We start from the raw sequence: 20,232 nt of genomic DNA on the forward strand, positions 1-20,232 counted from the left end.
ACTAAAGAGCCTCACGTGCGCTAGAAGGCATTGAATGGTAAAACCTTTCGAATCGAAATCGATTTTAAACTAAATTTCACCTAAGAGGCCCCAAGCCCCTATTACAACAAAACGGTTTCGACATCAATCAATTGTTGTATGAAACGGCTCATATTGAAACCTCAATCTCAAAGTTGCTTACTATCTCCTTGTATCTGTTCCTAATAGTTACCTCAGTTATCTGCAACGCCTCTGCTACCTCCTTCTGGGTCTTCTTCACGTCCATAAGGCTACTGATGAGGTAAACCATTGCAGCACTCAGTGCCAAATACCCCTTCCCGCTGGTCAGACCCGTGTTGAACATCAGATCTACTAGTTCAGCGGATTTGGTTCCAACCTGCTGAGGCAGATTTAACCTATTCACGATCTTTGGTATGTGCTCAACCGGCTTCAATTTGGACTTCATGTTCTGAGTGTTCTTAGCTACAGCCTGCACTCTCTCGAGGGCCTTCCAAAGAGTACTCGTATCTAAGGAATATATTTTCCTTATTTCTTGGATATAGATAGGGAAATTATTAACTTGGCTAGCGTAATATAATGTAGCAGCTATAAGGGCGTACATGTCAACTCTCCTGGCTAAACCAGTTTCTATGAGTTTCTTAATTATCATTGCAGCTGTCTCCTTAACGTGCTCCGGTAAGTTCAACTTTGCTGCTTCACTGTTTAGAGTCGACAAGTAGGTTACCACTTTCTTATCCCTTGCAGCAACTCTAAGTTTACTTTGCCATCTCTGAAGTTTCATTAATTTGACTTTGTCTTTCATTCTGGCACTTCTACCAATTATTGTAGTGATACCTCCGTCGTGGACTCTGTTCGTGAAGGGAGATCCAGCTCTTCCCTTCTTGTCTCTGTCCGAGCTATCGAACTCTCTCCATTCTGGGCCGGTGTCTACTACGTTTTCTGCGATAACAGTACCGTCTATACTGCAGATGAATTGAGCCCTCGTTTGGTCATAAATAATTTTATCGCCGACTCCACACGTTGGGCAGACCATCATCTCTTGCCACCCCTCTTCCTCCCGATTCTGGGCATCTCGAGGAAGACGTCACCCCTAGGTTCTTCTCTAGTAAGGGGTTCTACGAGAAGAAGGGGGTTCTCTATAGGTCCTAAGACATCTAAGACTTTGCCTACTCTTCTCCCACCGCTGTCAAGGAGTATTAGGCCCGTTGGGTCCTCCCTTGAGTAGTCTAGGTTGGGGTTGGCTGCTACCAACCACTTCTCATTAAGGACGGACTTGACGAAACGACCCATGGGGACTTGTTTAACGTGTTTCACGATAGAAGGTAATACTCTTTCCACACTTATATATCACTAATGATAATACTCGATAGATAATTGAAGAGATAATACGAGCCTAGGATTGAGATTATTGGCCATAGGAAATATAAAGCGTATCCATCTCGTCAGTCGCCACCCAGTTTAGGTTCCAGAACCCCCTAGTCAATCCGAACGTAATTTTGGCTTTTAATTCTGACAGATCACTATGGTAGGCCCAGCTGTCCGCTTCGAGTTTAGGAAAAGTTATTAACATAGCAATCTCTATGTAAGCCCTGATGAGCAACCCGCCAGCAGAGGCAGCGGAAGAAGACCTTCTTAAAAGGATAAGCGACCTTAGACAGGAGATAAACAAGCTGAAGGAAAAGAAATATGCAGCGATAGAGGAAGTAAGGAAGTTAAGACAGAGGAGGATTGAAAAAATAGAGAAGCTAAAGGCCGTCAGGGCCCAGCTCGAGACACTTTTCCAGGAGTATAATGCCCGGATCAATGAGTTGAAGGAACTTAAGCAAAAGAAGGACGCCCTATTTGACGTAATAAAGGAGATGAGGAGGGAATTTGAAGAACTAAAGAATCTTATGAAGAAGACACAAGGTTTGAATCCCGACTTGCTCGAAAAGCGCATAAAGAGCCTCGAGTGGAGAATCCAAACTTCATCGCTTACTCTAGACGAGGAGAAGAGGCTGATTCAGAAAATAGCTGAATTGGAGAAGAAATTCACAGAGGCTAAGAAAATACTAAAAATTAAGGAGAAAGGGAATGAAGAGAAAGCGGAGTTCCTAGCTAAAAGGATAGAGCTCGCGACGATTAGGCAGAAGATCTCAGCAACAGTGGGCGAGATAAGTGAGAAGAAGAAGTTGATAGCCTCATTGAAAGAAGAGAGAGAGAAGATCAAAAAGGAACTGGACGAGCTGAAGCAGAGGATAGAGCAGAAGAATAAGGAGATAGAGGATCTGAATAGCCAGATAGAGCAGAAGAACAGAGAGCTAGAGAAACAGGTGGAGACTCAGAAGAAGATGGAGAGAGGTGTATATGGCGGTGCTAACGATGCGGAAGTCTTAGAGAGAAAAAGGAAAGTCGCAGAGGAGAAATTAAAGAAAGGGGAGAGGCTAACATTCGAGGACTTTTATGCCCTTTATGGGGCTGCCAGGGGAAAAGATGAAGACCACGGTAATTTACATTGACATCGATAATGACCTGGAGAGGGCTGGGATAAAGTCACCAGTGATCGGCGAGAAGGAAGCAAGGGAAGCCATAGAGAAAGCTTCCAGGTTTCTAGCGCTAGACTCCGATCTGAATTCCATGATCACAGCGTTCAATATTTTTCTAGATATGAAGGAGAAAGGGGAGGACGTAGAGATCGTCTTTGTGGCAGGTTCACAGAAGGGAGGTCTGGAGGCACAGATGAACCTCTCGAAGGAGATAGAGTACGTTATGAAGACTGTGAGACCAGATCAGGCAATCCTGGTCTATGATAGCCCGGAGGACGCCAAAGCAATTCCGATCATAGAGAGCCGGGTGAAGATTGTTGGTATTGAAAGGGTCATTGTGGAGCAACATAGGGGAGTTGAGGAAACCTATATACTTCTCGCTAAATACCTCAAAAGGCTGGTAACAGAACCCAGGTACTCCAGACTGTTCTTAGGCGTTCCAGGGATCATCCTCTTTCTATCCAGCGTGCTGTCCATAATGGGACTCACGTCTTATTTGCTGCCCGTGATCCTGCTGGTGTTGGGTATTGCTATGTTAGTTAGGGGTTTCGGAATAGACGAGTCCATAGAAAGATGGTGGGAAAATTCGACCATCATGGTTATAGTAGCTATTCTCTCTACGATCTCGCTAATATTAGCTATTATAAATGGTTATCTTACAGGAATTCAATATAAGGAGTTATCCATTTCCAGTGCCTCCTCGGTTACGCTGGCCGTTCTGCCCTACTTGACGTTTTCACTTGTAATTTTATACGCAGGCAAGCTCATATCTAGGGCCATGGATAGGGACGTTAAAGTATGGCATGATGTACTAAAGATAGCAGCCTCGGTACTGGCTTACCTAGTTCTAAGCCAGCTTTTAAAGAACCTAGAGAACGGGATATATGCTATACAAATTCAGTCGTTTTATCTCCTGTTACTCTCATCGTTCTTACTTATAGCGACATATTTCGCGCTGAGTATCCTAGAGAAGTCGAGATTAACTAGGGGCTGACGACTAGCAACAACTTGTATGACCGGCTGGTGGCCATTTCTCTGAGGATACGAGTAATTAGAAAGCTTTTCCTGACCCTGTAGGTATAGACGACAAGTAGTAATGCCTACATTTACAGCGTTTCAGTCCTAGTATCTGTGAGATCCTCACTTCGAGTACTAAGGGAGGATATTTTAACTTACGCTGTTAATTGATTTAAGGTAAAGTTATGGCCACTCAATTCAGGATTGATACTCTCTCCAAGATAAGAGAGGAATTGGAGAAACAGAGATACCATCTGATAGGAGGGCATAGTGCCTACAAGAAGTGTCACTGGACTCATGAGGCCCTCACTAGTGGGAGATATTGCTACAAGGGGAAATTCTATGGAATAGAGAGCCATAGGTGTGTGCAGATGACTCCAGTTGCGGCCTGGTGTTGGTTCAGGTGCATACATTGCTGGAGGCTAGAACCAGAGGACATAGGCCTGGAGTGGGACGAAACCAAGATGCCTTACATGGACGATCCTGAGTATATAGTGGAGAGGTCAATTGAAGAGCACAAGAGGTCCGTATCTGGATATCTGGGCAGACAAGGGGTTGATCCAATTAAGGCCAGGGAAGCCTTAAAGCCATCTCACGTCGCTATAAGTCTGACGGGAGAACCCACACTATACGAGAAGGTTGGAGAACTAATAAGGGAGTATCACAAGAGGGGGATTACCACGTTCCTGGTGACCAGTGGCGTTAGACCTGACGTTCTTGCGTCGTTGGAAGAAGAGCCAAGTCAACTCTTCGTCTCCCTACAGGCTCCAAACGAAGAAAAACATAAGATGATAAACAGACCCATAGTTTCTAACTCATGGAACTTAGTCATGAGAACTTTGGATATTTTGCCCAGTTTCAGTTCACCCACAGTAATAAGGATGACGATGATTAAGGGCTTCAATATGAGCGATAGTGACGCTGAGGAATTCGCCAAACTGATTCGTTTTTCCTCTCCGACTTACGTGGAGGTTAAGGCCTACATGCATGTGGGACCATCCACATATAGGCTGACTAAAGACGCGATGCCTCGACACGGGGAAGTGAGGAAGTTCGCGGAAAAGCTAGCCGAATTGTCTGGATATAATACACTCTCAGAGCATGTGCCTAGCAGGATTGTACTCCTGAGTAGTATTGAGAGACCCATACAGATAGGTAAGGCATGGAATGAGAAATGGGACTGGAGAGCTCAAGACGTCCAGGACGATATAGAAGGAGAATATAAAGGGGCGGAGCTTGGCTGTACCGAGGAAGGCGATGGAGGGGAAAGATCATGAGTGAGGAATGCCTCATTGCTAAGATCGTTTATCTGTCTAACAAGGGATCTGAGGTAACACAACAGACTCTCGCTGAAGAACTAAAGATGTCGCAACAGACAATATCGAGGAAGCTCAGGGAGCTAGAGGAGAGGAGTTTGATAAAACGCTCGCTTTCCAAGGAAGGAGAGGTAATCAGAGTCACTGAAAATGGGGAGAAGCTACTTGAGGAATGCCTCAGTGTACTGAAGACGGCAATAATGACGTCTCACCTGTTAATAATCAGGGGGAGGGTCATCTCTGGGCTAGGAGAGGGTAGGCTCTTTCTAACGATGCCGTACTACGTTGAGTCGTTTAAGAAGTTTTTGGGTTTCGAACCCTATCCTGGAACTCTCAATTTAGCCATATATGATAGGGAATCGTTGGAAAATAGGCTCGCCTTAGATACCTCTAAGTCAATAAATATCCCTGAATATAGGGAGCAGAACAGAGTTTTAGGGGGAGTTAGGGCGTTTCCAGCCTCCATCAACGGATTGAGACCTGCAGCTGTGGTCTTTCCTCTCAGGAGCGTCCATCCCAAGAGCATCATTGAGGTCATATCACCTTATCATTTGAGGAAGGAATTGAATCTCAATGACGGTGACGAAGTTACAGTTGAGGCCTATGCATGATTGCAGAAACGGTTCGTTATCTCCTTAATTATTGAGGAAGTACTACTGTGAGGCCATTTATTTATCCTCTCTTTGAGTCTGAATATTTCAACCTTTATTCCTCGCTTATCCAATTCTTCTTTCAATTTGGTCTCGTCCACTCTCTGATCAGGCCCTAAGAATACGATATCTGGCTTCACCCTCTCCACACTTTTAAGGAAGTCATTTTCATCCCCCAAGAACGCCTCCTTTACATATTTGATGCTCCTTATAACCTCTAGTCTATGTTGTTCATCGTTGATTGGCTTTCTTCCCTTAACCTTCTCAGCGTTCTTATCCCTAGCCACTGCCACGTAGACATCGCCTAGTTGATATGCCCTTCTCAAAAACTCTATGTGGCCCGGATGTAGGATATCAAAGGTACCTCCAACGAACACCTTTTTCCTTGATTCCTCGAGGTAGTTTAAGGCGTCTAGGAGTCCTTCTGCGTACACAATATCAACTAAGGCAGTCTCTAGATCCCCCTTTTCCAGGTAGTACTTTGCGTCCTCTTTATACTGTATAGCTAACTGAACTATTTTGGGATGCTTAGATTCGGAAATCTGATTGAGAGTTCTCTCAACGCCATCTATGTACCTTAGTATCCTGTCCCTCAACTCAGACATTTCAGAGCTTCTACCTCCATGTCGTATAGGTTTCTGGCTGGGATTATTATTATGTGCGGGGGTTTGCCAAAGTCAGTCGCAAGGGCCTCGCTCATCCTCAAAGCCCTCATTCTCTCGTCTTGGCATCCAAGTCTCTCACCGATGACTACTAAATCGTCCTCAGAGATGACTCTCTCCTTGAGCTCATCTTCCATCTTGAGGAGGTAACTTATGGCTAACTGTGCGGTCATAACCATATCCTCCTTTAGGTCCAAGTAGACTATAGTATGGAGACCGCGATCCCTGTTCTGCTTTATTACGTTGTAAGGAGTAAAATCTAACTTTCCTGATACGGGGAAAGTTATCGTCACAGACTTACCGAACTTATACGACGAGAGCATGGATCTAGAAATTGCATAACAATGAACTGACAACCCAGGAATGACCTTAGCCTCATGTCCCCTCCTTACGGCTTCAGTAAATAAACTAACGTGAGTCGTGGCTATCATGGGATCTCCTACTGTAGCTATACACACGTCCTTACCGTTCTCAAGGTGGAGTAGGATTTCCCTTTCCCTTCTTTCCAGGAGATCTCTCGTTGCAGAGACTACCTTTTTCCCCGTGATCTCTGCCAAAGATTCGGGAGAGAGATCACAACTAAGAGAGGTGTAGAAGTCGAAATATATTACATCGCAATTTCTCAAGGTTTGCAACGCAGCGTTAGTAAGAAACCTTTTTGAGAGTCCCAGTCCTATGAAATGGATAGCTGACATGGGTTTTAACTAAAGGTTAGAAGTAAAAGGGTGTTTATGCTTGGTCTCATTGGTTGATGGAATAGAGATCCAGGGAGACTTACCAGTAGTTTACTCTAGGGCTCTGAATGCCGTAGTATTATCTGACGTTCATATTGGCTATGAGGAGGAAATGGCAAGTAAGGGTTTATTTCTGCCCAGAGTCCAGAAAAGGAGGTTCATGAAGATATACAAGAGTGCTATTGAAAATTTCAAAACAAACAGGCTAATAATTAACGGAGACATGAAACATAGGTTCAACGGACTTGGGAGACAGGAAAGGGAGGATCTGAATGACATCTTTAAGGACTTAAAGGAATCAGGTGTCTCAGTGAAACTAGTTAGGGGCAATCACGACAACTACATTTCCTTAATCGCTGAGAAGTTCGACAATGTGGAGCTTGTGGACGAGATAAGGGAAGGAGAATTAGTAATATTTCACGGTCATAGGGAGATAGAGGTCGAACCAAAGAGGGTTTACGTAATTGGCCACGAACATCCAAGGATAGCCATAAGAGATAAGCTAGGATTTTCCAGAAAATTTCCGTGTTTCTTAGTAACTCCTACAGATTTGGGGGGGCAAATCGTAGTGCTCCCCGCGATAGGCAGTTATCAAGCTGGAAATGACATAAGTCTCATGAGGAACAGTTACATGAGTTCACTCATGAGAGAACACGGTATCTTGGAGAAAGCTAGACCCTTCTTGGTCGTAGAGGGGGAGGGAATAATGGAATTTCCAGAACTCAGACTTCTGAAGAATATTATTATTTGAGGCCATATGTGTGGGGTAGAAGTACTTTTAGGTGGCCTTATATTAAGTAGAGCTAAATTCCTACGCCTAAGTTAAGAAGTCAGGAAAGAAGGAGTTTATAAAGCAGTATAAAAACTATATACTGGTGACTCAGTATTTCCAGCTCAGCGGCTTATAAGCCGATTATAAGTATTGAGAACATTGTAGCTACAGTTACTCTAGATCAGACATTGGATCTATATGCTATGGAAAGAAGCGTCCCTAACGTGGAGTATGATCCTGACCAATTTCCGGGACTCATCTTCAGACTCGAGAGCCCAAAGGTCACTTCCCTGATATTCAAGTCTGGGAAAATGGTCGTCACTGGCGCCAAAAGCACGGAGGAGCTCATAAAGGCGGTTAAAAGGATAATAAAGAGTCTCAGGCGGTACGGTATAAGAATAGGTGGTAAACCTAAGATCCAGATACAGAACATAGTGGCCTCAGCCAACATGCACGTGCACGTGAACCTGGATAAGGCAGCATTTCTTCTGGAGAACAACATGTATGAGCCAGAACAGTTTCCAGGTCTCATATTCAGGATGGACGACCCTAGAGTTGTCCTACTGATCTTCAGTAGCGGTAAGATGGTGATAACTGGGGCGAAGAGAGAAGATGAGGTCTATAGGGCGGTGAAAAAGATATTCGATAAGTTGGAGTCCCTCGAGTGTATAAAGCCGATAGAGGAAGAGGAGGAATTAGAAATTTAAAGGTAATGAGAACAAGGAGTACTGAAGCCTCATGGGACTAAAGAAGGGGAAGTACGTTTACGTTGAACTCGATAAATCTAGGTTCGCCAAGTTGAGAGTTCTAAAGAAAAGAGACGAAAAGTCTCCAGATAGATATATCATCATTAACAAAACCTTCGTGAGGAGACCTAGGAGTGCCACTGTAGTGAAACTGGAGGATTTACCTTTAGAGATCAAGGACAGACTGACGAATATGAAATGAATATTAAGGGAAAATTTGTTTTTGATATGGGGATCCAATTAATTCATGGCACCTAGAGCGAAAACCCAAATTGTGTCAAGGGTTAGCCAGATCTCCCTTGTGTCCCAACGCTTTCTCCATGAAAATTGCAACCCCCATGAGAAAGTTGTCAGATAAGTATCTTCCCATTAGCTGAACACCCACCGGCAATCCATTGTAGAACCCAGCTGGCATAGAAAGTGCAGGAACTCCTGCTAGGTTAGCTGTAACTGTACCCACATCCATGGCGTACATCTTTATGGGGTCATCTATCACTTCTCCGATCCTTGGAGGAAGTACGGGGGTCGTGGGGGAGACGAGTATGTCGTACTTGCTAAACAATTTCTCTACGGAATTCCTTATCAATCTCCTCACTTTCAACGCCTTAATGTAGAATTGCTCGTAGTAGCCAGCACTCAGGATAAAGGAACCAAGGAGTATCCTCCTCTTGACCTCCCTCCCGAAGCCCTCACCTCTATTCTTGCTATAAACCTCCCTCCAGTTACCCTCAACTAACGAGTTATATCCGTATCTAACTCCATCATAACGGGCTAGATTAGAACTAGCTTCTGACATGGCAATAATATAATACGTAGGTAGTACGTAATCGACTAGGCCTAGTTTGGTCTCCTCTGCTATAGCTCCCTCCGATACCATCTTATCTACGAACCCGGTAATCGTAGATGATACGGCCTTGTCTGAGGCTTCCAGGAGATCCGTAAGTATCCCCACCCTCACTCCCTTAACTGGTATGTTGATTGCCCCGCCTTGTGGAGCATAATCTATGGTAGTGGCATCCCTATCGTCTGGACCAGCTATTATAGAGAAGAGAAGGGCAAGGTCTTCTCCATTTCTGGCCATAGGACCTATCTGCTCCAGGCTGTTAGCGTAAGCAACCAGACCGTATCTGCTCACGGTTCCGTAGGACGGCTTCAGACCGAAAATGGACGTGAACGAGGCGGGAGTCCTTATGGATCCTCCTGTATCAGAACCTAGAGCGATTTCCACGAAGCCTGCGGCGATTGCGCTAGCGCTCCCTCCTGAGGATCCGCCAGGAGTACGGGTCAGGTCCCAGGGATTTCTGGTGGGTCCGAAATAGCTCGTCTCAGTTGTTGAGCCCATGGCGAACTCGTCCATATTGGTCTTACCCAGTATCACCGCTCCCTCTTCCTTCAGTCGTCTGATCACAGTGGCATCGTACGGGGGGACATAGTCCTCCAGCATCTTGGAGGCGCACGTAGTCCTTATTCCGTTGGTGGATATGTTATCCTTAATTGCTATGAGGACGCCAGATAACTTGCCCTTCCCCCTTAGTGACGCCTTCACGTCGTTGAGAACCTCCTCCTCTTTTCGCAGAGTTATGAACGCTCTTACCCTTCCTTCTACTCTCTCTATCCTCTCGAAGCTTCTCCTCACGTAGTCCTCTGGACTCAAGTTCCCAGATGACAGGTCGTTTATTATATCCTTGATCACGCCTAACCACCGGTCGTACTGGGCCCTATTATATATCCGTCCTTCTTCTTCTTCGCGTTCTTGATTGCCTCGTCTCTGGGAAGGGGATCTCTGGGTTGATCCTTTCTAAGCCTACCTTGGCTCAGGGGATGGAACATAGGTTCCACGTCCTCCAAGTTTATCTCGTCGATCTTATTGAAGAAATCCAGGATCCTCGACAAATCCTTTACTATCTCCCTCCTCTCCTCTGGGGACAACGAGATCAGTGCCAGCGACTCTAACTTTCTCACGAGTTCTTCGTCCACACTAACCTTCAACTTGAAACACTCGTATCTATCCAGTTCAGGTAAGCCTTTAAACCCTCCTTTATTTCTAGGACTAGGATCTCAGGTAACTCGTAGGGGTGAAGCTGTCTGAGTCTCTCCATTAATTGTTCTAACCTATCTGAGTTCGTCTTTATTAGAGCGATGATCTCCTTGTCTTCCGTTACATCTCCCTTCCACCAATAGATCGAGGTCAGGCCTGGTATTAAGTTGACGCACGCAGCTAATTTCTCCTTGACCAGGACTCTAGATATTTCCTTTCCTTTCTCCAGGTCAGGTAGGGTGGTTATGACCAGAAAATACTTTCTATCCATGTGATTAATATTTAGATCAAAGAGGAAATAAAGATGATGAACCTTAACGATCTCCTGAACCTGGAGATAAAAGGTCTGAGGGAGGCAGTCAACATGGGAGTGTCTGAGGCCTCCCTCTTGGGAGCCGAGCTCTTAGGTCTAACTCTAGATAACGGTGTGGGATTGGTTCTGAGGGTGACCCCTGACGAGAAAATCAGGCAACTTCTCGTCGTGTCCCAGACGCAACTCCCCAGAGAGGTCTTTGCGGTGTTCGTGAGACCAGACGGCATCAAGTTGCTAATTTATAAAATTGAAGAGATAAAAGAACTAGGGGAATTGCTGGGCAGTGGAAGAGAAGTGATCTACGTGGAAGTGATAAAGGGTGACCTGGAAGACTTTCTACTTGAGGCACTTGACAGATGAAGATCTGAGACTATTGGAGGGCTTCTCTGATTACCTTGGAAAGGAGACCCAAGGTCACAAGTTCGTCCTAAACTTAAAGAGGGCAACAGCTCACGGACTCTCGTCACAGGAGGTATTAGAGATCCTAGACAAGTTTGGAGTTCAACTCTCACAGGAGGAGAGGAGAGAACTCCAGGAATCCCTCGACTTTGACGTATTCTTCGAACTGGAGGGAGACAAGCTCATCGTAAGGGCTAAGGTAGATCTCTCTCAGGTTCTGAAACGCTTCAGGGTCTCTATACCCTATGATAGGCTTAGGAGAAGATTTGTGACTCATCCTTATTATTATCACATTCTCAGGAGAATATTTAAGTCCAGTTCGCTGAGGGTAAGGGGGTTAGATCTTTCGTTCTCAAACTTTCAGGTCGGGCTTAACGTTGAGTTGAGGGAATATCAGAGGGAAGCACTGGATGCCTGGAAGAGGAACGGGATGAGAGGCGTAATTTCCCTTCCTACGGGGGCAGGCAAGACTCTGATCGGTTTAGGGGCAATTCGTGAGGCTGGATCTTCAACTCTGATAGTCACCTTCACAAATGAGCAGTTGCGTCAATGGCTAGACTCATTGAAGTCGTCCCTTTCAGGCACCCCTAAAGTGGGTATATTCTACAGCGAAAAGAAGGAGATATCTCCAATTACCGTTACTACCTACCAGTCAGCCATAAGGCACTTGAAGGAGCTTTCCCCCAGCTTCAAATTGTTAATAATAGACGAGGCTCATCACCTTCCTGCGGAGAAGTTCAAGAACATAGCACTGGGACTCGTAGCCCCCTACAGGATTGCACTTTCAGCCACTCCCTTCAGGAGCGACGGAAAACACGTGGAGCTATTCAGACTGATGGGGGGTCTAGTCTATTATAAGCCTTTAGAGGAGTTAGTGAGCAGGGGATATCTCGCAAACTTCAGAGTGATTCAGGTGAAGTTACCCCTCACAGTTCAAGAGAGGGAACGATACACAACACTACTGACTAGGTTCAGGTCCCTATCTAAGGGTAGAACGATGAGGGAACTGGTTAACGCTCTGCAGAAAGGGGATGTAGAAGCGGCAGAAGCACTGAGAGTTCACAACGAGATGCGTATGTTAACCGCTTTGACTCAGGCGAAGTTGAATAAGATAAGAGAGATCGTTGAGCTCAATAAGGAGAAGAAAGTTGTGATCTTTACGCAGTATGTAGAGCACGCAGAGACAATATCGAGGTTTCTAGGATCTTTACTGCTCACAGGAAAGATGAGTAAGGGAGATAGAGTTAGAGTCCTTGAAGAGTTTAAGGAGAGCAAGAAAGGTGTGCTAGTCCTCACCACTGTTGGAGATGAAGGGCTTGATATTCCAGACGCAAACGTCGGGATAATAGTAGCTGGAACCTCTTCCAAGAGGCAGTTCATTCAGAGGCTAGGCAGGTTGCTTAGGAACAGCTCTGGAGATAAGACTGCAATCCTGTACGAACTGATTACTCAAGGAACCTCTGAGGAATATCAAGCCAAGAAGAGGAAGTCCATAACCATGGAGGAGATGTTCTATTCGCTACTAGATGACGACACGAAGAAGAAGAGTGAATAGGCTAAGGGAAGGAGTATATTATGATGGTCTTCGGTGTGAAGGAACACTTTCCCTCTTTTAGCCGAGAGGAGCGGTGTTCTGGAGACCGAGACCACTGGAGTCCCTACAGGTGACGGATCTACTACGAATTTAGTGGAACCTAATATCCTACGTGCCACAAAGGCTGGAAGAAAGTCAGGACTGAGCACTTCAAGGTCACCTGAGACCTCCATTTTCCCTCTCAAGATTATGGGTTCCTGCTCTCCTACTACCACTCCGTCCACCCACGCAGGAGAAGTGATAACGCTCTTGCAACTATCACTGATTACTGACAGTGGAGAGTAGACCCTCTGCCTACCTTCTACGAGAAGGGTTACAGGTTTAATAATTACTATATCCCCTTTCCTCACTAGGTCAATCTCTCCTGGTTTACATACTTTCCCTTGGAAAATATAGGGCATTTAAACGCTTAAAGTGTAGCAGGCATTAAATTTGTTGATGAAAGGACTTGTAAGGTCTGAGTAGTGATGATAAACCAGGCTGTGTTGACCATGAGGTGGCCAAAGAAAAGGGAAATGGTAGTCTATTATCTACTCTGGAGGAAGTTTAAAGAAAAGGAGTTTACCCCCCTAGACGCTTATGCGTGTCTCGAGCCTTATTTCTCTAGGAAAGTGGCCAGATCTACATTGAGATATCTCTCCAGAGTGGGGCTCCTCCTAGATAGGGAGGGAAGGATTACTATTGTACCACTCGACGAATTCCTATCTCAAGTCAGCTATCCGTATTTATTAAGGAGGGCTATTCTTCGTCGTAGAACTCGAGGATGACCTTGACCTTCACTTCCTGTTTGGAGAGTGGAGGGATCTTCTCTCCAAAGTCAACTCCTACAGAAACTGGATTTCCCATGGAGTCTGTGAACTTTACTTCGGCTACGTAGTGTTTCTTTGGGCCTTGTGTCATCATATTCATAAGTTCTGAATAAATTCTGGATAAGGCCATCTGAAAGGCTATAGGGCTAGACAGGTCCTCCGGTCTGAGTTGAATAGAACCTATGCTCCCCATGATTTCTCCTATTTTTGCCTTTCCCTCAAATTCTACCCTGTGGGTAGGCTGACTCATAACTATCCAGTAGAAATACTCACGCGACATTAATTAAGTGAGCGGTTCCCACTAAGGAGTGCACCTAAAAAACGCTTTTTGACACTTTATGCCTTCTTTTTGATACTTATCTCTATTGTGGAAACTCTGGACTGTCTACCGTCTTGGCTGGTAACTACCTGGCTGCCCACTCCGATGGACTTTATCTCTATCTTGTCGGGAAGGAATCTGTTCCTGACGATCTCTACAGTATCTACAGCCTTGCTTATTGCTCTTCCCCTTGCCTTTATGATTATCTCTGGAACACCCTGGTTTAGCAGGGTTAGGGCAGCTAGTACATAGTTCATTACTGGTTTCTTGCCCACCAAGACTACGTTACTTGGAGTTGGAGATGTTCCGCTCATTTTACCACCTTTTTGCGTTGATAAGGAGACAACATAAGTTAAAAAAGTTATTCTGGGGCCCGCATTTTCGTCCCAAGAGATCGGTAAGTCATGAATGTTCGGTTGCGTTTTTCTTTTTATAGGTCAGGCATAGACTACAAAAATGTGACCTTTAGGTTTGGACATTTTAGTGCAAAACAGGTATCATGACCCTAAGATACAAGTTTGATATCATAAACCCGCACCCCCTCATAGAGCAGGCCAGGAAGTAAGGAGGGGTTGGTCTTTCATAGGGTTTCATGAAATTTCATGGCTACCCTCGTCCTCATACCCTTATTTTCCTCCTCATCCCGTCTACGGGACTAACTCCCCTTGAGAGAGTGTCCCGAACGCAAATATTTGAATGTTCAAAACGTGATAGAAACGTCGAATTGTAGTCTAATAGGAACAAGGTGAATATATCTTTCAAGATTAGGGTAGATCTTCGATTTGTTGTAAGATAAAATAACTTATTGTTAATGAAAACTGACTTTCCGGCAGACCCCTCACTACCCCAGTAGAGTCGAGGTCGCCCGTCTGACCCCTCGTTTAGGTCGTGAGCTCCTGTTCGGGGACCAGTGATGGCACAAAGGTGTAGATCAGGGAGTTGTAGACTAGCGCTGTGACGTAGACGAAGGGCTCTGCCCCTTCCCTGTCGACCGCGTAGGGCCTCCAGTACTTCTTGAGGAAACTGAAGAACTCCACGTACCTCCTGAAGCTGGGGAAGCCCACGAGCCAGGTCTTCCCCTGGGAAACCCCTGTCTACGACCTCGTATCCTGGCAGGGAGGAGGCGACCTCGTTGTCCGGGAAGTTGGCCAGCTCGACCTGGACCCGGTGGACAAGCATGGTGGGGAGATCGCGACGAGGACCTTGAAACCGAAGTGGCTCCTGTTCCTCTTCTTGGTGAACTCGCCCTTGAACCTCCTCCCGACCTTCGACCTCAGGACCAGGTAGAGGAGCTCAGCTGCCTCCCTGACCTTGCCCTGCCTCAGGCTGACCTCGAACTTCTTCCTCAACGTCTCCCTGTCGTCTTGCCGAAGGGGACCTCCACCGCGAACGAGTCGACAGCCCAGAGCTTCCCGTGGATGGCGCTGCTGGGCAGGTAACCCTCCAGCTTCGCCAGCTCCCCCTCCAGCTCCCTGACGTACTCCAGGAAGACCTCCTTTACCCCCCAACCGCTTAGCCCTCCTGTGCAGCTCAGACTTAGACAATGGCCTACCTAGGAACCACCTGACCATCTGGTCGTGCTCGTAGTAACCCCACACGTCCATGTAGGAGCACTGCCACACGACCGTGAGGATCAGCGCCCTCAGCGTGAGCGTGTCGACGTTCAGGAAGGCAGCGAACGTGCTCAGCACGTAGTTCAACTTCAAAAGAGTTTTATGCCTGCCGCCAAGTTCTATTGGGGGAGGTCGTGGTACCACGGTTTCATGTCGGGTCGAGTACTACCGCCTTCTGTCCCCTTTAAGTATTACGAAGGGCAGTCCCCGACGAGGAAATTCAGAATTTCTCGATAACTTTTACTTGGAATGAATTATTAACAAACAAGCTGAACATAGATTTATTCAAATATTCTCGCTTGGGACACTCTCTTGAGAACATGGGAAGTTTCATTGGGTGCCTTCCTCCAACCTCGCATCGCTCATAGACTTCAAAGTGGCACTCTCCAAATTTTTGTTTGTGTAAAAGGTCATAAATATTAATTATATGAGGTCAGGGACAAACGGTGAGGATTAATATTTAGAGGCGATTCACGGATCCATTGAGAATAGCAGTTTTATGTTATCACGTAATGCAAATTCTACCTTATCATTACTAAGTTCTCATGGATTCACGACTAATTACTCTAAAAGGAGTTAAATAAAGTGAATTTACAATGGAAACCTGAACGGTCCATATTTAGTGTCATGAAGTCCTAAGAAGCCAGAACTCCTCAAATTTCGAGTAACATCTGGTTATCTTCTTTTTAAACTTCACCAGTCCCTAAGTTGAGAACTAATGATAACTTCAGTGTTCCATAGTACGTGCCCAAATTGTCAAGGTCCTCTTGAAGACTTCAGAGCCCTTCAAGGTCTTCCTTGTACGAATTGCTTACCCGGTGAGTGGAGCGCCTATGCAAACCTGCCCATCGAGGAGAAATCCAAAGTGATTTACAACCTGCTGGTCAACAACGGGAAGTTGGCCAGATATTGGGAGCTCTATTACACGCTCGAGGCTCACAAAGAGATGATCAACTATTTCAAGGAGGTCACCGGTAAGGAACCTTGGTCTCTCCAACGCTTGTGGCTAAGGAGATTAAGTGAAGGAGATAACTTTTCGCTGTCAGCTCCCACAGGGATGGGTAAGACTACTACTCTGATCGTCCATTCGGCCTACCTATCTAAAAACGTACTCTACCTAGTTCCCACCAAATCGTTACAGGAACAGATCTGCAACAGGTTGGGGGAAATAACTAGTGTGAGTTGTGGATCCATGAATCCCAACGCCGTATCTGTGCTCACGGTGAGTTACATAAATAGGAATTTCCAGGCTCTATCGGATTACAGACCCAAGTTCATAGCTGTGGACGATGCTGACTCCATCATCAAGAGTGGTAAAACTACAGATAAGCTGGTCCAGCTCATGGGAATTCCTAAAGAGGTCTATGAAGATGCCATGAGGCTGGTCAGACTCAGAAGGCTCCTGGTACTCAGGGAGAATAAGGAAGAGCTAATGGAGAAATTGAACGATCTTGAAAATAAAATAAAGTCTTTTTCTGGGCCTATAGCCCAACTGGTAGTTGCGAGCGCGTCTTTAAGACCTAAGGGGATCAAGCAGAAAGCCCTAAGACATATATCGGGTTTTGATATCTCTACGGCACAGACCTACGCCAGAAACATTGTAGATTCTTTTACAACATCTTCCTTGGAGGACGTCGTAGAGAGGATGGGCCCTGGGGGACTAGTGTTGGTATCAAGGGAATATGGGAAGACAGTAATGAGAGATATAAAGGATAGACTAGATGGGATGGGGTTTAAGGTCGGTCTGGCCATAGCTGGGAGGAAGTTCCTAAAGGATTTCTCAGAAGGTAAGACTAACATCCTCGTAGGGTCTGCCTCCTATTACGGAGTGGCGGTGAGGGGAATAGACGAGCCCAAAGCACTAAAGTACGTCGTGTTTTATGGTGTCCCTAAATCCAGAGTAAGTGCTATGGACGCCATAAAGAACCCATACACTTTACTCAGGGTGGCCAGACTCTTGGGGTTTGAGGTTCCGGAGGAGGAGATCCTCACTTTATCTCCAGGTGAGGCTCAGGCAATTAAGATATCCATACTTCAGAATCAGAAGCTGGAGGGTAGACTAGGCGAGGTTCAGCAGAAGGTAATGGGGTTGATAGAGGAGGTCAGTGAGGCCCTAAGCAGAATTGAGGACAATATCGTAGGTGAAACCTTCCTCCTGACCAGAATGGGACGTGAAGTTTACTTACAATATCCAGATGTCATAACATATCTGCAGGGTTCCGGCAGGAGTAGTAGGCTATTAAATGGAGGCCTTACCAAGGGCCTTAGCGTAGTAATAGTGGACGACCAGATATTATTCGAAATATTTAAGAAGAAGATGAATTATATTATCCAAGGATTTCATCCAGAACACTTTGAATCCCTAGACCTGAAGGGCCTTAGGGAGGAAATCGAAAGAACGAGAGAGGAGGGAGGGAGGAAGATAGAAATAAGGACTGGGCTCATGGTAGTAGAGTCACCCACAAAAGCCAGGACTATATCTAAGCTTTTCGGCCTCCCCTCTAGGAGGTTCGTTGGAGGAATTCCAGTCTACGAGACCGTCATAATGGATGGTAACCAGGTCTTTGTTATGGACGTGGTAGCCAGTAAGGGTCACGTCACTGACCTAACACTAAATGAACGCGGTATTTACGGAGTAGAGGTCAGGGACAGAAAAATAGTTCCCCATTACTCGCCTTTGTATAGATGTCTCAACTGCAGGAGCTCTGTTAGTAAAGAGGTAGAAGTATGCCCCTACTGTGGATCCACACTAGTTACATCCACTCTCACCTCCATAAATGCCCTGAGGAAACTCTCCCTAGAGGTAGATGAAGTGTTCCTGGCAACCGATCCTGATGTGGAAGGAGAGAAAATAGCTTTCGATATAGCAGTTGGACTAGTCCCCTATAACCCAAGGTTGTGGAGAGTGAAGTATCATGAAGTCACCAGGACTGGTATCTTGGAAGCTCTACGTAATCCAGCTAGTCTGGATTTGAAGACCGTGGAGAGTCAGATTGTCAGGAGAATAGAGGATAGGTGGATTGGGTTTGAGCTAAGCAAATTGTTGAGGATCAAGTTCGGCGAAAGAAACCACGGTGCAGGGAGAGTACAGACACCCGTGTTAGGTTGGATAGTGAGGAGGACTCAGGAATATAAGTCCAATATGGGGTGGGTAACATCAATAAGGATAGGAAATTACTTCCTAAGGGAGTTCTCTAAAGACAAATGGATTCCTAAAGAAGACGAGGCAATGATCTCAAAGATAGGGGAGAGGGAGGAGCTACTGGATCCACCACCTCCCTTCTCCACCGACGAACTCCTAGTAGAGGCCTACAGGCAATTCAGGTTACCTGCAGAGAGGGTAATGAGAATTGCTCAGGATCTCTTCGAGAGCGGACTCATAACGTATCATAGAACCGACAGTCATCATATATCGTCGAAGGGAATAGAGATAGCAAGGGAATATCTTCAGAGCAAGTCACTCCTTGAGGACCTCAGGCCCAGGAGTTGGGGGCAGGAAGGAACCCATGAGGCAATAAGGCCCACTAGATCCTTTGATGTGGAGATGCTCAAGAAGGAATTGGGAGAAAATCCTTCGCTTCATACAGTCAAGTTCACGTGGGCTCATTTCGCCTTGTACGACTTGATTTTCAGAAGATTCATAGCCAGCCAAATGAGGGAATCGGTGGCAAAGTTTTCGAGGTATGAGATCAGCCTGGATAATAAGAAGTGGGACGTCGAGTTGCTCACTGAGATGAGGGATGGCTTCTCTAAAGTGTATAGCTATAGAGTTTACGCAGTACCTGAGGGAAGGGTTAAGGTAGAAGTCTCAACTTATAGGGGATCCAGTTCCAGGCTCCTAACCTATGCTGACGTGATAAAACAAATGAAAGAGAGAAGGATCGGAAGGCCCAGCACATACGCTAAAACTCTACAGACCCTCCTGCGCCATGGCTACGTTGTAGAGAGCAAGAGAAAAGCAGTACTGATAGCTACCAAAAAGGGGATCGAGGCTTACAACTTCCTGTCCAAGTTTCCCGAATTGGTCTCTGAAGAAGTTACAGCAGAATTATTGAATAGGATGGACATGATCTCCCTAGGAAACTTAGAAGGGACAGAGGTCCTGCTCGACCTCCTGGCGCAGGTGGAGAGTCTAGAAGCCCTTCCTGAGTTTAAACAGGAGATATGAGATTCTCCTCTTCTCCTTTACCTCACTTCCTATGTTAACGCCCTCCAATTTTACTCCATCTCCCAGTTTGTCCTTAAGCATGTTGTATATATCGACGGCTCTATCAATCTCCCTACCGTAACCCTTGAGTTCCACGTCATTAACTCCCTGGTTGAAGGAACTAATTATCTCAAGTACCTGATCCTCTATAGACTTGTTACGACTAACCACGAACTGAACGACCTTACTGCTCACGTTAATCACTGCATCTCAACACAAGACTCAAGAAATAAATCTATTGGATTGGTTATGAGAATGCGTCAGTAGTGTTAACACTTATTCGGGAGTTCATGTCATTAAGTGTTTTCATTAAATCGGCTCCTAACATCTAGCTTAGGGAGGGAGATTTGTTCTATAATTGTGTACACAATGGATATAATTGGTCTTTATGCAATACATTTTCGATGCCAGGAGGGAGCTAGAGGTTCCAGAGATGCTACGGAGGTATCCTGTCATAAGGGTCAAAGCCATCACGTTTAGGACTAATCAGGAACACGGGCCCATATCATTAGCTCAAA

General features: G+C 45.7%; 22 protein-coding genes and 1 pseudogene. 11 read left to right on the forward strand and 12 right to left on the reverse strand.

Annotated features, from left to right (window positions below; all coding sequences use genetic code 11):
• Positions 1 to 148 precede the first annotated feature (148 nt).
• Positions 149 to 1,033, reverse strand: a complete 885-nt coding sequence (locus tag METMK1DRAFT_RS12840) for a transcription initiation factor IIB (RefSeq protein WP_048088108.1) — start codon at positions 1,031 to 1,033, stop codon at positions 149 to 151.
• Complete coding sequence (locus METMK1DRAFT_RS12845) at positions 1,033 to 1,314, reverse strand: H/ACA ribonucleoprotein complex subunit GAR1/NAF1 (RefSeq protein ID WP_048088015.1); 282 nt, start codon at positions 1,312 to 1,314, stop codon at positions 1,033 to 1,035. The genes METMK1DRAFT_RS12840 and METMK1DRAFT_RS12845 overlap by 1 nt, the downstream gene beginning before the upstream one ends.
• 278 nt (positions 1,315 to 1,592) lie before the next feature.
• Here METMK1DRAFT_RS12845 and METMK1DRAFT_RS12855 point away from each other — a divergent pair, with 278 nt between their 5' ends.
• The 4 genes from METMK1DRAFT_RS12855 to METMK1DRAFT_RS12870 all read left to right on the forward strand — a co-directional run bounded on the left by METMK1DRAFT_RS12855 (position 1,593) and on the right by METMK1DRAFT_RS12870 (position 5,469).
• Positions 1,593 to 2,498: a coiled-coil protein gene (locus METMK1DRAFT_RS12855; protein WP_009074861.1), complete on the forward strand. Its 906-nt coding sequence runs from the start codon at positions 1,593 to 1,595 to the stop codon at positions 2,496 to 2,498.
• Complete coding sequence (locus METMK1DRAFT_RS12860) at positions 2,452 to 3,519, forward strand: DUF373 family protein (protein WP_009074863.1); 1,068 nt, start codon at positions 2,452 to 2,454, stop codon at positions 3,517 to 3,519. Before METMK1DRAFT_RS12855 ends, METMK1DRAFT_RS12860 begins: the two co-directional genes overlap by 47 nt.
• A 208-nt stretch (positions 3,520 to 3,727) precedes the next feature.
• Complete coding sequence (gene twy1 / locus METMK1DRAFT_RS12865) at positions 3,728 to 4,819, forward strand: 4-demethylwyosine synthase TYW1 (RefSeq protein ID WP_009074865.1); 1,092 nt, start codon at positions 3,728 to 3,730, stop codon at positions 4,817 to 4,819.
• Positions 4,816 to 5,469 (forward strand): DUF120 domain-containing protein, encoded by a 654-nt coding sequence (locus METMK1DRAFT_RS12870; protein ID WP_009074867.1) that lies wholly within the window; start codon positions 4,816 to 4,818, stop codon positions 5,467 to 5,469. The genes twy1 and METMK1DRAFT_RS12870 overlap by 4 nt, the downstream gene beginning before the upstream one ends.
• Here METMK1DRAFT_RS12870 and METMK1DRAFT_RS12875 read toward each other — a convergent pair.
• Both METMK1DRAFT_RS12875 and dph5 read right to left on the reverse strand, forming a co-directional pair.
• Complete coding sequence (locus METMK1DRAFT_RS12875; protein ID WP_009074869.1) at positions 5,460 to 6,113, reverse strand: DUF357 domain-containing protein; 654 nt, start codon at positions 6,111 to 6,113, stop codon at positions 5,460 to 5,462. The two genes, METMK1DRAFT_RS12870 and METMK1DRAFT_RS12875, sit on opposite strands and share 10 nt — an antisense overlap.
• Positions 6,101 to 6,865 (reverse strand): diphthine synthase, encoded by a 765-nt coding sequence (dph5, locus tag METMK1DRAFT_RS12880; protein ID WP_009074871.1) that lies wholly within the window; start codon positions 6,863 to 6,865, stop codon positions 6,101 to 6,103. The genes METMK1DRAFT_RS12875 and dph5 overlap by 13 nt, the downstream gene beginning before the upstream one ends.
• A gap of 40 nt (positions 6,866 to 6,905) precedes the next feature.
• On the opposite strand from dph5, the gene METMK1DRAFT_RS12885 reads away from it, so the two are divergent.
• The 3 genes from METMK1DRAFT_RS12885 to METMK1DRAFT_RS12895 all read left to right on the forward strand — a co-directional run bounded on the left by METMK1DRAFT_RS12885 (position 6,906) and on the right by METMK1DRAFT_RS12895 (position 8,624).
• On the forward strand, positions 6,906 to 7,655 hold the full coding sequence (locus METMK1DRAFT_RS12885; protein ID WP_009074873.1) for a metallophosphoesterase: 750 nt from the start codon (positions 6,906 to 6,908) through the stop codon (positions 7,653 to 7,655).
• A gap of 164 nt (positions 7,656 to 7,819) precedes the next feature.
• On the forward strand, positions 7,820 to 8,383 hold the full coding sequence (locus tag METMK1DRAFT_RS12890) for a TATA-box-binding protein (RefSeq protein ID WP_082230058.1): 564 nt from the start codon (positions 7,820 to 7,822) through the stop codon (positions 8,381 to 8,383).
• 31 nt (positions 8,384 to 8,414) lie between these two features.
• Positions 8,415 to 8,624 (forward strand): DUF5622 domain-containing protein, encoded by a 210-nt coding sequence (locus tag METMK1DRAFT_RS12895; protein WP_009074878.1) that lies wholly within the window; start codon positions 8,415 to 8,417, stop codon positions 8,622 to 8,624.
• A gap of 75 nt (positions 8,625 to 8,699) precedes the next feature.
• On the opposite strand, the gene gatA is transcribed toward METMK1DRAFT_RS12895, so the two are convergent.
• The 3 genes from gatA to cutA are packed head-to-tail and all read right to left on the reverse strand — an operon-like array spanning position 8,700 to position 10,731.
• Positions 8,700 to 10,115 (reverse strand): Asp-tRNA(Asn)/Glu-tRNA(Gln) amidotransferase subunit GatA, encoded by a 1,416-nt coding sequence (gatA, locus tag METMK1DRAFT_RS12900; RefSeq protein ID WP_009074880.1) that lies wholly within the window; start codon positions 10,113 to 10,115, stop codon positions 8,700 to 8,702.
• A 2-nt stretch (positions 10,116 to 10,117) separates the two neighbouring features.
• Entirely contained in the window at positions 10,118 to 10,411 is a 294-nt protein-coding gene (gene gatC / locus METMK1DRAFT_RS12905) for an Asp-tRNA(Asn) amidotransferase subunit GatC (RefSeq protein WP_009074882.1), read from the reverse strand.
• On the reverse strand, positions 10,408 to 10,731 hold the full coding sequence (gene cutA / locus METMK1DRAFT_RS12910) for a divalent-cation tolerance protein CutA (RefSeq protein WP_009074884.1): 324 nt from the start codon (positions 10,729 to 10,731) through the stop codon (positions 10,408 to 10,410). Before cutA ends, gatC begins: the two co-directional genes overlap by 4 nt.
• Before the next feature lie 33 nt (positions 10,732 to 10,764).
• On the opposite strand from cutA, the gene METMK1DRAFT_RS12915 reads away from it, so the two are divergent.
• Both METMK1DRAFT_RS12915 and METMK1DRAFT_RS12920 read left to right on the forward strand, forming a co-directional pair.
• The gene (locus METMK1DRAFT_RS12915; RefSeq protein WP_009074886.1) at positions 10,765 to 11,133 is read left to right on the forward strand and encodes a hypothetical protein; all 369 of its coding nucleotides are present in this window, start codon (positions 10,765 to 10,767) and stop codon (positions 11,131 to 11,133) included.
• The gene (locus tag METMK1DRAFT_RS12920; RefSeq protein WP_009074888.1) at positions 11,093 to 12,727 is read left to right on the forward strand and encodes a DEAD/DEAH box helicase; all 1,635 of its coding nucleotides are present in this window, start codon (positions 11,093 to 11,095) and stop codon (positions 12,725 to 12,727) included. The genes METMK1DRAFT_RS12915 and METMK1DRAFT_RS12920 overlap by 41 nt, the downstream gene beginning before the upstream one ends.
• Here the strand turns inward: METMK1DRAFT_RS12920 and METMK1DRAFT_RS12925 are convergent.
• Complete coding sequence (locus METMK1DRAFT_RS12925) at positions 12,685 to 13,167, reverse strand: hypothetical protein (RefSeq protein WP_009074890.1); 483 nt, start codon at positions 13,165 to 13,167, stop codon at positions 12,685 to 12,687. The two genes, METMK1DRAFT_RS12920 and METMK1DRAFT_RS12925, sit on opposite strands and share 43 nt — an antisense overlap.
• Before the next feature lie 66 nt (positions 13,168 to 13,233).
• Here METMK1DRAFT_RS12925 and METMK1DRAFT_RS12930 point away from each other — a divergent pair, with 66 nt between their 5' ends.
• Complete coding sequence (locus METMK1DRAFT_RS12930) at positions 13,234 to 13,533, forward strand: hypothetical protein (protein ID WP_009074892.1); 300 nt, start codon at positions 13,234 to 13,236, stop codon at positions 13,531 to 13,533.
• On the opposite strand, the gene METMK1DRAFT_RS12935 is transcribed toward METMK1DRAFT_RS12930, so the two are convergent.
• The 3 genes and pseudogenes from METMK1DRAFT_RS12935 to METMK1DRAFT_RS12945 form a co-directional block, all read right to left on the reverse strand.
• Positions 13,505 to 13,825: a hypothetical protein gene (locus METMK1DRAFT_RS12935; RefSeq protein ID WP_048088018.1), complete on the reverse strand. Its 321-nt coding sequence runs from the start codon at positions 13,823 to 13,825 to the stop codon at positions 13,505 to 13,507. The genes METMK1DRAFT_RS12930 and METMK1DRAFT_RS12935 overlap by 29 nt on opposite strands.
• A gap of 86 nt (positions 13,826 to 13,911) precedes the next feature.
• Positions 13,912 to 14,208 (reverse strand): DNA-binding protein Alba, encoded by a 297-nt coding sequence (gene albA, locus METMK1DRAFT_RS12940; RefSeq protein ID WP_009074896.1) that lies wholly within the window; start codon positions 14,206 to 14,208, stop codon positions 13,912 to 13,914.
• A 567-nt stretch (positions 14,209 to 14,775) separates the two neighbouring features.
• Positions 14,776 to 15,651: pseudogene (locus tag METMK1DRAFT_RS12945) on the reverse strand (IS5/IS1182 family transposase).
• Positions 15,652 to 16,225: 574 nt separating this feature from the next.
• On the opposite strand from METMK1DRAFT_RS12945, the gene rgy reads away from it, so the two are divergent.
• Complete coding sequence (gene rgy, locus METMK1DRAFT_RS12950) at positions 16,226 to 19,675, forward strand: reverse gyrase (RefSeq protein ID WP_009074903.1); 3,450 nt, start codon at positions 16,226 to 16,228, stop codon at positions 19,673 to 19,675.
• On the opposite strand, the gene METMK1DRAFT_RS12955 is transcribed toward rgy, so the two are convergent.
• Complete coding sequence (locus METMK1DRAFT_RS12955; RefSeq protein WP_048088112.1) at positions 19,640 to 19,909, reverse strand: DNA-binding protein; 270 nt, start codon at positions 19,907 to 19,909, stop codon at positions 19,640 to 19,642. The genes rgy and METMK1DRAFT_RS12955 overlap by 36 nt on opposite strands.
• Positions 19,910 to 20,232 lie beyond the last annotated feature (323 nt).

The organism is Metallosphaera yellowstonensis MK1 (genome assembly GCF_000243315.1).
Lineage (GTDB): Archaea > Thermoproteota > Thermoprotei_A > Sulfolobales > Sulfolobaceae > Metallosphaera > Metallosphaera yellowstonensis.

What these genes read in the sequence shown, in the direction of transcription:
- METMK1DRAFT_RS12930 (WP_009074892.1), top strand. Translation starts at nt 13,234, where the DNA reads ATGATAAACCAGGCTGTGTTGACCATGAGGTGGCCAAAGAAAAGGGAA.
- rgy (WP_009074903.1), top strand. Translation starts at nt 16,226, where the DNA reads ATGATAACTTCAGTGTTCCATAGTACGTGCCCAAATTGTCAAGGTCCT.
- twy1 (WP_009074865.1), top strand. Translation starts at nt 3,728, where the DNA reads ATGGCCACTCAATTCAGGATTGATACTCTCTCCAAGATAAGAGAGGAA.
- METMK1DRAFT_RS12875 (WP_009074869.1), bottom strand. Translation starts at nt 6,113, where the DNA reads ATGTCTGAGTTGAGGGACAGGATACTAAGGTACATAGATGGCGTTGAG.
- dph5 (WP_009074871.1), bottom strand. Translation starts at nt 6,865, where the DNA reads ATGTCAGCTATCCATTTCATAGGACTGGGACTCTCAAAAAGGTTTCTT.
- METMK1DRAFT_RS12840 (WP_048088108.1), bottom strand. Translation starts at nt 1,033, where the DNA reads ATGGTCTGCCCAACGTGTGGAGTCGGCGATAAAATTATTTATGACCAA.
- METMK1DRAFT_RS12855 (WP_009074861.1), top strand. Translation starts at nt 1,593, where the DNA reads ATGAGCAACCCGCCAGCAGAGGCAGCGGAAGAAGACCTTCTTAAAAGG.
- METMK1DRAFT_RS12860 (WP_009074863.1), top strand. Translation starts at nt 2,452, where the DNA reads ATGGGGCTGCCAGGGGAAAAGATGAAGACCACGGTAATTTACATTGAC.
- METMK1DRAFT_RS12935 (WP_048088018.1), bottom strand. Translation starts at nt 13,825, where the DNA reads ATGAGTCAGCCTACCCACAGGGTAGAATTTGAGGGAAAGGCAAAAATA.
- METMK1DRAFT_RS12870 (WP_009074867.1), top strand. Translation starts at nt 4,816, where the DNA reads ATGAGTGAGGAATGCCTCATTGCTAAGATCGTTTATCTGTCTAACAAG.
- METMK1DRAFT_RS12895 (WP_009074878.1), top strand. Translation starts at nt 8,415, where the DNA reads ATGGGACTAAAGAAGGGGAAGTACGTTTACGTTGAACTCGATAAATCT.
- METMK1DRAFT_RS12915 (WP_009074886.1), top strand. Translation starts at nt 10,765, where the DNA reads ATGATGAACCTTAACGATCTCCTGAACCTGGAGATAAAAGGTCTGAGG.
- albA (WP_009074896.1), bottom strand. Translation starts at nt 14,208, where the DNA reads ATGAGCGGAACATCTCCAACTCCAAGTAACGTAGTCTTGGTGGGCAAG.
- METMK1DRAFT_RS12925 (WP_009074890.1), bottom strand. Translation starts at nt 13,167, where the DNA reads ATGCCCTATATTTTCCAAGGGAAAGTATGTAAACCAGGAGAGATTGAC.
- cutA (WP_009074884.1), bottom strand. Translation starts at nt 10,731, where the DNA reads ATGGATAGAAAGTATTTTCTGGTCATAACCACCCTACCTGACCTGGAG.